Annotated in this window: 11 protein-coding genes; 7 read left to right on the top strand and 4 right to left on the bottom strand. The window is 34.4% G+C overall.

Translation table 11 applies throughout. The annotated features are described in order from the left end of the window. A partial coding sequence (locus NCCP28_RS12660; protein ID WP_248561756.1) for a histidinol-phosphatase HisJ family protein occupies positions 1 to 777 on the bottom strand: 777 nt, incomplete at its 3' end. A gap of 253 nt (positions 778 to 1,030) precedes the next feature. On the opposite strand from NCCP28_RS12660, the gene NCCP28_RS12655 reads away from it, so the two are divergent. The 5 genes from NCCP28_RS12655 (at position 1,031) to fabZ (ending at position 4,903) form a co-directional block, all read left to right on the top strand. Continuing rightward, the gene (locus NCCP28_RS12655; RefSeq protein WP_248561755.1) at positions 1,031 to 1,813 is read left to right on the top strand and encodes an alpha/beta hydrolase; all 783 of its coding nucleotides are present in this window, start codon (positions 1,031 to 1,033) and stop codon (positions 1,811 to 1,813) included. Between the two features lie 152 nt (positions 1,814 to 1,965). Beyond that, positions 1,966 to 2,724 (top strand): DeoR/GlpR family DNA-binding transcription regulator, encoded by a 759-nt coding sequence (locus NCCP28_RS12650; RefSeq protein WP_248561754.1) that lies wholly within the window; start codon positions 1,966 to 1,968, stop codon positions 2,722 to 2,724. Between the two features lie 13 nt (positions 2,725 to 2,737). Next, on the top strand, positions 2,738 to 3,613 hold the full coding sequence (locus NCCP28_RS12645; RefSeq protein WP_248561753.1) for a Cof-type HAD-IIB family hydrolase: 876 nt from the start codon (positions 2,738 to 2,740) through the stop codon (positions 3,611 to 3,613). A gap of 262 nt (positions 3,614 to 3,875) precedes the next feature. Continuing rightward, a complete protein-coding gene (locus tag NCCP28_RS12640; protein ID WP_248561752.1) occupies positions 3,876 to 4,487 on the top strand; it encodes a lysophospholipid acyltransferase family protein in 612 nt (203 codons plus the stop codon). Then, entirely contained in the window at positions 4,484 to 4,903 is a 420-nt protein-coding gene (fabZ, locus tag NCCP28_RS12635) for a 3-hydroxyacyl-ACP dehydratase FabZ (protein ID WP_248561751.1), read from the top strand. The genes NCCP28_RS12640 and fabZ overlap by 4 nt, the downstream gene beginning before the upstream one ends. Here the strand turns inward: fabZ and NCCP28_RS12630 are convergent. Continuing rightward, positions 4,896 to 5,042, bottom strand: coding sequence for a hypothetical protein (locus tag NCCP28_RS12630; RefSeq protein ID WP_248561750.1), 147 nt, complete (start codon positions 5,040 to 5,042; stop codon positions 4,896 to 4,898). The genes fabZ and NCCP28_RS12630 overlap by 8 nt on opposite strands. A gap of 458 nt (positions 5,043 to 5,500) precedes the next feature. Between NCCP28_RS12630 and rsgA the strand changes: the two genes are divergently transcribed. Both rsgA and spoIIP read left to right on the top strand, forming a co-directional pair. Next, a complete protein-coding gene (rsgA, locus tag NCCP28_RS12625) occupies positions 5,501 to 6,589 on the top strand; it encodes a ribosome small subunit-dependent GTPase A (protein WP_248561749.1) in 1,089 nt (362 codons plus the stop codon). Between the two features lie 183 nt (positions 6,590 to 6,772). Beyond that, positions 6,773 to 7,918: a stage II sporulation protein P gene (spoIIP, locus tag NCCP28_RS12620; protein WP_248561748.1), complete on the top strand. Its 1,146-nt coding sequence runs from the start codon at positions 6,773 to 6,775 to the stop codon at positions 7,916 to 7,918. A gap of 55 nt (positions 7,919 to 7,973) precedes the next feature. Here spoIIP and NCCP28_RS12615 read toward each other — a convergent pair whose 3' ends face one another. Together NCCP28_RS12615 and NCCP28_RS12610 are read right to left on the bottom strand one after the other, a co-directional pair. Beyond that, positions 7,974 to 8,426, bottom strand: a complete 453-nt coding sequence (locus NCCP28_RS12615; RefSeq protein WP_248561747.1) for a stage III sporulation protein AH — start codon at positions 8,424 to 8,426, stop codon at positions 7,974 to 7,976. Next, the gene (locus NCCP28_RS12610; RefSeq protein ID WP_248561746.1) at positions 8,426 to 9,391 is read right to left on the bottom strand and encodes a tyrosine-type recombinase/integrase; all 966 of its coding nucleotides are present in this window, start codon (positions 9,389 to 9,391) and stop codon (positions 8,426 to 8,428) included. Before NCCP28_RS12610 ends, NCCP28_RS12615 begins: the two co-directional genes overlap by 1 nt. Positions 9,392 to 9,443 lie beyond the last annotated feature (52 nt).

The raw sequence follows: 9,443 nt of genomic DNA, 5'->3' as shown, positions 1-9,443 counted from the left end.
CTTCTTCGGCACTCTTTTTGTATAGGTATATATCCCTTTAAATCCACATTCTTTTGCAAGTTGAATGGCTTCTTCATAATGATCGCCAGCCGTTTCAACATGGTGAGAATCAGAGCCGATTGTAAGAATTTCTCCGCCTAATTTTTTATATAAAAAAAGAATATCCTTAGAAGGAAGGGACTCGTTTAAAGATGTCCGCCATCCAGATGTATTAATTTCAAGGCCGATGCCGCGGGTTATAGCTGTTTGTAAAATACAAGTAATGATCGGCTCGTATTTTTCAAAAGAGTAGCGGCCATAAATGGGATAAGCATATCTTTTCATTAAATCAAAATGGGCAATCACATCAATATCTGCATACTGCACCATTTTTTCTAATTCTAGGAAATATTCTTGATAGTAATCTTTTTCTGGAAAACCATTCATAAATTTTCGCAATGTCAATTGACTGATATTGTGAACAGAGCCTAAGATAAAATCCAATGGAAGGCCGGAAAGGGCATTTTTATAGGCATCCATCATTAGATGGGGTTCGCATAATTCAATCCCTGTTTTAATAGTTAATTGTCCTTGGAATTTTTCGCGGCAATTGGATAGGCTCTTTAAATAAAGGGGCCAATTCATATGCCCATAGGTAGGGGCAATAGGATTAACAGAAAAATGTTCTGTAAAGCAAAGTTCTTTAATTCCCTTTTCAATGGCCTTTTTGCATACCTTTTCCATATCTGCCTGGGAGTCGAATGAATAATTGGAATGGTGATGATAATCTGTATACATATATGTCTTCCTTTAGTTTTTATTTTATTATTTCATATTGGCAAAAAGAAGTCAGCAAAAAAGCAAATTTTGTTTTGACAAGAAAAAAGAATGTATTCTATAATAGAACTATTATCTAGTGAATATTTTGCATTAAAACATAGTAAACAGGTGGGAAAAGTTATATATAAAATTTATTTATACATACATATAAGAAAGTGACTGTTTTAAAATCGTCTTTTATTTGATGCAGTTGGACTGGGAGGAAATGCATATGTTTAAAATTATAAATTGGAAAAGAGAAGAACTTGTTTTATCTGTTGATTTACCTAAAGATTTCCAAGAAAATAAATCATATAAAGCCATTGTTATCTGCCATGGATTAATTGGTTCAAGGGTTGGAGTAGACCGCTTATTTGTAAAAGCGGCACAGCGTCTAACAAAAGAAAACTATGTTGTTTTTCGATTTGATTATAGCGGCTGCGGGGAAAGCAGCGGCACTTATGGGAATTACAGCATGCCTGAATTAATCGAACAAACAAAAGCCATTATCAATTATGCGTCAGAACTTCCTTATGTAGAAGAGTTAATTCTTCTTGGCCACAGCTTAGGGGGAGCAACAGCACTTTTGACAGCAAATACGGATAAGCGCATTAGGAAACTTATTCAATGGGCTGCCGTAAGTGATCCATATAAAGAACTTGTGCAAATTTTTGGAGAAGATTATGTGCAGACATTAGATCATGTGCCAGCAATTGATTTTAATGGCTACTATTTTAGCTCTTATTATTTTGACCAGATGAAGAATTTTCATCCATTAGAAGAAGCGGCGGCATTTATGGGCAATGTTTTGTTAATCCATGGAACAGAAGATGAAGATATAGCATATGAAGGGTTAAAAAATTATAAAAAAAGCTATTTGAAAAGGTCCTATGGAAATGTAGAAACAGATACGATCTATAATGCGAATCACACTTTTTCAAATGGAAAGCATTATCAGCAGCTAATCGATAAAACTTGTGAATGGCTGCAAAAAGTGAACACTGATTATTATTAAAAAAACTTATATGCTGCAAAACAGCATATAAGTTTTTTTATGCAATAAATAAGTTTTTTTAAGTGGTTTTACTTATTTTATTTAAAAAATATAGTTTTTTAAGTGAAAATAACTTATAATTACTTATATGATAAATGAAAAAAGGAGAAAACATGTCCCAGGAAGAACGACTATTGCTGATATTAGAAAGTTTGACCGTAAATAACCGAATAACTGTTGATGAAATCTGCACAAAGTTTGATGTGTCAAGAGATACTGCAAGAAGAGATCTAGTAAGACTTGCGGAGCAGCAAAAAATCATTCGAACACGAGGAGGCGCCATTCTTCCAAGTCAGCATAAAAAAGTCCATAATTACGAAAGCCGTTTAAAGTTTGTGTCTGAAGAAAAACGGCGAATCGGAAAATTGGCCGCATCCTTAATTCAAGAAAACGATCATATTATATTAGATGCTTCCACCACTGTGCAGACAATGGGAGAATATGTGGAAAAAGACTGTACTATTATTACCAATTCCATTCATGCTGCTGAGCTGCTTTCCGATAAGAAGGAGCCGAAGATTCATTTGCTTGGAGGCATATTCCATAAAGAACATCGCTATTTATATGGCCATTCTGTGCTGGAAAAATTGGATTTCTATTTAGTGGATAAAGTATTTATTGGCGTTGTCGGTGTATCAGAAAATGGTCTTACCATTGCAGACCAAGAAGATGGCGCTGTAAAAAGAAAAATGATGCAGCAAGCAAAACAAGTAATTGTACTTGCAGATAACAGCAAGATTGGCGTTACTGAATTTTACCGATTTGCAGAATTAAAGGAAATTGATTTGTTTATTACTGATAAAGAGCCTGATTCAGCATTTATGGAGTTATTAAAAAATAATGGTGTCGAACTTTTGATTGTGCAAGATTAAAGGGGGAATTAGAATGATTTCATGCATGACATTTGATTTAGATGGAACCTTATTAAATCATGAAAGCAAGTTAAGCAAAGAAACGGTGAAAAGTTTAAAAGAGGCACAAAAAAGAGGGATAGAAGTCATTGTAGCAACAGGAAGAAACTATCCAGATGTGGTGGAAATATTTAAGGAAACGGACATCAAAACATGGATTATTGCTGCAAATGGAGCAACTATCCATTCCCCAGATGGAAAGCTTATGCATGATGTGCCAATGGAAAAGAAAAAGGCGTTAGATTTGCTCAAATGGCTGGAAGAAAATGATTATTATTATGAAGTGTTCAGCAAAAATTATTTATATACACCGCAAACAGCAAGAGAGTTAATTACAATTGAAATGGACCGTTTATGTACGGCAAATCCAGATATAGATCGTACTGAACTGGAACACCATGCAAATACACAATTTAAACAAACCAATTTTTCTTTTATCGACTCTTATAAAGATTTAGAAGATAAATCAATCCCGGTTTATAATATTCTTGCTTTTTCTTTTGATCAGCAAAAATTAGCAAAGGGCTGGGAAACGTTCAAAGACGATACATCTGTTACTCTTGTTACTTCAGGAAAGTATAATTTTGAATTTGAACATCTTTTAGCGTCTAAAGGCCATGCTTTAACCAAATTAGCAGATCATTTGGGCATTTCTTTGCAAAAGACATTAGCTATGGGAGACAGCATGAATGATTTGTCCATGCTTTCGCTTGTTGGCTACCCAGTAGCAATGGGAAATGCAAGAGAGGATGTAAAAGCTGTTTGTCTAGAAGTAGCGGATACAAATGATCAACATGGGGTAGCAAAAACTATTGATAAGATGTTAAATCAAATAGAAGTGGCAAATTAATCTACTCTAAAAATAGCAGAAATCTTTAATGTTTCACAAAGATTTCTGCTATTTTTTCTGTCTACTCATTTTTGTCATTATAGTATATAATTTAATATAAGGATAAATTATAGTATCTAGTACTAATAGTAGATGGTATAATACAAATGAATTAGGGAATATGATTGGAATTTTTCTAATTCCTCTATTTAAGCAAACAGCAGATATTGCGTTTATCATATTTGATGACGATTATTATCATACATATAAAGGAGTTTTATCTATGTATACCTTTACAGCAAACTTTGCCAATGTCGTGTTAAGATTATTCGGACGTACAAAGGTGATTAATAAAGACAAGCTCCCAAAAGAGGGGCAAGGCTATGTTGTGGCGTGTTCTCATATTGGCTGGATTGATGTGGTTGCACTTGGAACAGCTATGTTGCCAAAGCATATTCACTTTATGGCGAAAAAAGAGTTGTTTGATACACCAAAAACAGCAAAATTTTTTAATAGCATTAATGCTTTTCCTGTTGATCGTGCAAACCCAGGACCAAGCAGCATTAAAACGCCAGTCAAATTAATAAAGGATGGCAAGATCGTCGGGATTTTTCCAAGCGGAACAAGAACGTCAGAAGATGTACCCCTAAAAAGAGGAGCAGCAACGATTGCGAATTTAGCAAAGTGTCCCATTGTACCTGCTGCATTTAGCGGTCCAACTGATTTAAAAGGATTATTAAGTGGCAAAAAAATTACGGTTATTTTCGGCGATCCTATTTATTTAAAAACAAGCGATGGCACAAAAAAAGATGTCGTGGATGTAACAAAAGAATTAAGTGATGTAATGGCAAATCTTCAAGAAGAGATTAAGCTGGATAAAGGATCAAAAAAATGATGAATCTCCCTAAAGTGAAAGAGATACTAAGCCGGTATCCATTGCCTTTAGTCGATGAGATTTTAGAGTTGAAAGAAGGGAAAATGGCGGTTGGCGTCAAACAAATCAGCAAAGAAGATACCTTTGCGTTTGGCCAAAATCCAAATAGCCCCCTTATGCCAGGTGTGCTAATTGTCGAGGCGATAGCTCAAGTAACAGCAGTTGCCATCCACAGTGATGAAAAACATGATAATAAGCAGGCGCTTTTAGCTCGCATCCATAATTGCCGTATCCGTAAACAAGTTTTCCCAGGAGATGAACTTTGTGTGGAAGTATTTGTCACAAAAGTAAAAAAAACAATTGCCAAAGCGGCAGGAAGAGCAACTGTTCGCGGGGAGTTGATTGGGGAAGCAGAGTTTCTTTTTTCTTTTAAATAATGGTTGGAAAAGAGGGGCTGTTAAACTTGCCTGTTGATTTCCATTCCAGGCGTTTGCTTTCCACTGGCTCTTTTTGACTCGCTGTTTCCTGCAGGAGTCTCACATCTTCCATTCCAATCAACAAAGTGCCAAAATCCATCCTAATTCTTACATAACTTTTTAAAAATTAAATACAAAAAAACATCTTTTCTTGTAGAATAAAAAATGAATAGAAATCAAAAAACAGGGGAAGAAAAACAATTTGTTTTTCTTCCCCTGTTTTTATTTTAGGACGTATTAGACAGCCCGTTCTTATATGGAGAAGTAAATTTTACGCATCTAATAATTTTGATTTTTACTTTTTTAAAAAATATATCTAAAGAATTGACATTTTCTGATTATTTTTATATATTAAAAGAAATAAAAGGAGAGAAGGTGATGTGTTATGGAAAACGTATATGCAAATCAATCAATGCTATTTAGTTTGTCCCAGTTCACACGCCAAAAGTGTACATTTCAGCAATAATGTATGCCTCTTAAACGTGGGAAAAACCTTGTGGACTGCTAAATGGCAGAACACAAGGTTTTTTTATTATGCACATTTAGGAGGAAATATCATTGAATGTAAAACAATTAGGTTTTACCGAATTTTTTGAAAACCAATACGATTATTTAAAACAAAATAATAAATATAAAAACTGTATTCCTGCACGTATTACATTAGAACATAAGCATTCCTATCGTGTGAGAAGTGGCGCTTTTGAATGGCTTGCCACACTTTCAGGCCATTTTATTTATACAACAGTTTCCCGTACAGATTTTCCAGCAGTAGGCGATTGGGTGCTTGTGGAAAAATTGCAAGGAGAAGATAAAGCAATTATTCACCATGTATTCGAAAGAAAGTCAAAGTTTTCCCGAAAAATGGCTGGAACTATAATAGATGAGCAAATTGTTGCCGCAAATGTGGATATTGTCTTTATTGCCATGAGCTTAAATGAAGACTTTAATATTAGGCGCTTAGAAAGATATTTAATTGCTGCATGGGATTCGGGTGCAAAACCAGTTGTAGTGCTGACAAAAGCAGATTTATGCGATGATGTGGAATCGTTTGAACGTAGAGTGAATAATATCGCATTTGGTGTTGAGGTGTTTCCAGTTTATGCTTTGATTGGAAAGGGATTAGTACAAATCCAGAATTTGTTGGCAGAAGGTGTTTCAGGAGCATTGCTTGGTTCATCAGGTGTTGGAAAATCTACACTTGTTAATGCGCTGCTGGAAACAGAGAAAATGAAAATTTCTAGCATTCGAGAAGACGATGCAAAAGGGCGTCATACGACAACACATCGAGAACTGGTTCTTTTGCCGAATGGGGGCATTTTAATTGATACACCTGGCATGCGGGAACTGCAATTATGGGAACAGAATGATAGTTTTGACACAAGCTTTCAAGATATAGAAGAGTTTGCTGAACGATGTAAATTTAGAAACTGTACTCATACAAATGAACCTGGATGTTTTGTTCAACAAAAAATACAAGCACGTGAATTAGAAACAAAACGTCTTCAAAGCTACTTTAAATTAAAAAAAGAGCTGGATTTTATCGAAAAGAAAACAATGAAACAGACAAAGCTGGAAGAAAAAAGAAAAGAAAAAAAAGCAGCTAAAAAAAATAAAAAGAAGTATAAAAATAACTATTCAAATGAATAAAAAATACAAAACTTTGCTGTAGGAAATGCAGCAAAGTTTTTTTAGATAAATGAAATTTTACGCACTCAATATATAATAGCATATAATTTATATCATTAAAAAATCTCTTAAAATACTAACTGATATTTTTCTTCTAAATTTTCTAGCAAATGCATATACCTGTTAATAGAAAGGAGACGGCCTATGCATCCAACTAAAATACGCTACTATTTCCAAGCCATTAATTCTACTATATTAGGAGTCATCCTTGTTTTTATTTTAATTGCAGGGATCACCACTTCTTTTTTCTCATTAAAACTTTCATCCAACTATGTCAGCAACTTTCTAAAAGAGGTGGATTCTACGAATCTTTATTATGAAATTTTCCGATCAGAAAATCATTTTTTTCCAGAGACTACATCTAGCGGACTTTCTTTTTCGAAGTTATTTTTTCAGGTAGCAACGAATATTAAATTAGATGATACGAGAACCTTATTAGGACGAGAACTTCCATTGCTGACCTTTTATCATACAGATATTATTGTGGCTGAAAAAGGGACAACAATTGCTAATTTGCCTTATGAATCAACACCATCAGAGGAAATATTAAAAAATCCAAAAGAAGCAAATGAAGAAAGCATTGAAAAAGAACAAACAGAAGAAAAAGAAGATACAAAACCAATCCAAGTGGCAAAAACAAAAAAAGTGTTTATCTACCAAACACATAATCTAGAATCGTATTTGCCATTATTAAAAAATACTACAAATCCTAATGATGCAATCAGCGCAGATCCACGAGTAAATGTGGTGAGTCTTGGCAGCAAACTGACATCTCTTCTGCAAAAAGAGGGCATTGGCGTGGAACATGATAAAACAAACTTTAATCAAAAATTACTGGACCGCAAGTGGAGCTATTCGTCTTCTTATACCATGTCTAAAGAAATCGTCAAAGAGGCAGTTGCAGTAAATAATGATTTAACATATTTAATTGATATCCATCGAGATTCAAGCAGGCGACAAGCGACTACTACAACGATAAATGGAAAGTCTTATGCCCGACTAGTATTTGTTATTGGGCAAGCAAATAAAAATTATGAAAAAAATACAGAGTTTGCAAAAAAACTAAATAATAAACTAAAAGAAAAGTATCCTGGCATTTCTAGAGGGATTCTCGGCAAAGCAAAAACAGAAGGAAATGGCATCTATAATCAAGATTTTTCTGATAAAGCAATTCTTTTAGAAGTTGGCGGAGTAGATAATAACCAAGCAGAATTAAAGAGGTCAATGGAAGCATTTGCAGATGTATTCTCAGAAGTATATTGGGAAGAAAATAATGCAACAGAGCAATAATTTCAAAAAAAAACCAGCAACTCTTTAAAAAGAATTGCTGGTTTTTTTGCTTGGTTTATTCTAGTTCAAAAAGCAAACCAGGGATGCTTGTAATCATTTTCCTTTCTTGTTCAGTGCTTGGCGATATCGTGCACCATTGTTCATGGCTGCTTGTAACAAGCCACTCTTTGTCTTTTTGGAAAAAAGACAAGTCTTCCGGCAATTTTGGATGTTCCCAAGTGTATAAAGACTGGCTATGTTTCGTTAATGCTTTCCATGCATTTTCATCTGTCTGATAATAGAAAACTTCTACTGTTTGGCTGCCGCCAAGCATGGTGCTTGCCCATTCAGATTGATTTTTTTTCGTAAGGAAAGAAGGCTCCAAATCATTCATAATGGTTTGATATTTTTTATATGTTGCCCCCATATCACTTCTAAGAATTAGCTGAAAGGAATCGCAAACACGAAATGCAGCAGCAAGCAGCAATTTGTAGACGTGATTACAAGGATCTACTTTTATATGAATCATTATTGTTCTCCTTTACTTTTTTCAGAAAAAACAGTTTCAATAAACTGTTTATACCGTCGCAGTGCTGCTTCACTAGTCAAGGCAAATCGCTTCATAATTTGCTCGTCTCGTTTCCCTTCTTTTATATAATCTAAAATGGCTGTATTTCTTAATGTTGACGCAGAAATTTTTCGCAGAGGAATTTTTCTGACTTCATCTTTAATCATTTCCTGAATAGCGCGAACAGACAAAAACTTGGGCCGCTGAATATCATAATCATACTGAAAAGAATAGGAAATATTGTTAAAAGCAACAAACAAAGGATCAAGTGTATGATATTTTGGCCGAAATAATGGGGGAATGGAAAAAAAATAGGCTCTTATATTTTTTATAATATCTTCCTCCAGTATAAATTTTCTGGCCACCTCATTCCCCTGTAAAATTAACTCCCTTTGTGCAAAATTAATATTTTTCATGGTTAGATTATGTATTTCTTGAGGAGTTAATCCATATGCTCGAATCAACTGGACAATCGCTTTATTTCTATCCAGCAAATAGTTACGGGCCGATTTTTTTGTTTTTTCGCTCTCCTTTGTTTGCAATGATTCAATCAACCGATTGTATTCCTCTATTTTAATAAAGTCATTTTCTGTTAAAGAACGCATAGGCAGCGCTTCTGAAAGTTTATGGATTTCCTCTGCTGCTATTACTTGATGAAATTTCATAAGACGGCTTAGCACAGATGCCAAGCGGCGAATGGTTGCCTGGGATAAATGCTGCTTCCGCAAATAAAAAAAATAAGCGCGTATATCTTCTGTTTGAAGGGCGGCAAATGTTTCGAAATTAGTGCTTTTTTTCTCTTTTTCCAGCCAGGTGATAAACTTTTTGATATCAGATTCATATTGTTTTAATGTTAGCTTTGATCTTCCTGACTCCACTAAGCTTTCTATATAAGCTTGAACATACTCTGGAAATAATAAATTCATTTCGATTCGCTCCTTTACAGAAAAATTTTGAATTTTCATCGTTTGTTGATTA

Origin of the sequence: Niallia sp. NCCP-28, from assembly GCF_023168165.1 — a bacterium.
Lineage (GTDB): Bacteria > Bacillota > Bacilli > Bacillales > Cytobacillaceae > Niallia.
The sequence above is the reverse complement of the archived record's forward strand: the minus strand, read 5'-3'. Positions and strand labels throughout refer to the sequence as shown.

Excerpts from the sequence above, each read along its gene's own strand:
- NCCP28_RS12640 (WP_248561752.1), top strand. The coding sequence starts at position 3,876 with ATGTATACCTTTACAGCAAACTTTGCCAATGTCGTGTTAAGATTATTC.
- NCCP28_RS12630 (WP_248561750.1), bottom strand. The coding sequence starts at position 5,042 with ATGGATTTTGGCACTTTGTTGATTGGAATGGAAGATGTGAGACTCCTG.
- spoIIP (WP_248561748.1), top strand. The coding sequence starts at position 6,773 with ATGCATCCAACTAAAATACGCTACTATTTCCAAGCCATTAATTCTACT.
- NCCP28_RS12645 (WP_248561753.1), top strand. The coding sequence starts at position 2,738 with ATGATTTCATGCATGACATTTGATTTAGATGGAACCTTATTAAATCAT.
- NCCP28_RS12610 (WP_248561746.1), bottom strand. The coding sequence starts at position 9,391 with ATGAATTTATTATTTCCAGAGTATGTTCAAGCTTATATAGAAAGCTTA.
- NCCP28_RS12655 (WP_248561755.1), top strand. The coding sequence starts at position 1,031 with ATGTTTAAAATTATAAATTGGAAAAGAGAAGAACTTGTTTTATCTGTT.
- NCCP28_RS12650 (WP_248561754.1), top strand. The coding sequence starts at position 1,966 with ATGTCCCAGGAAGAACGACTATTGCTGATATTAGAAAGTTTGACCGTA.
- NCCP28_RS12615 (WP_248561747.1), bottom strand. The coding sequence starts at position 8,426 with ATGATTCATATAAAAGTAGATCCTTGTAATCACGTCTACAAATTGCTG.
- fabZ (WP_248561751.1), top strand. The coding sequence starts at position 4,484 with ATGATGAATCTCCCTAAAGTGAAAGAGATACTAAGCCGGTATCCATTG.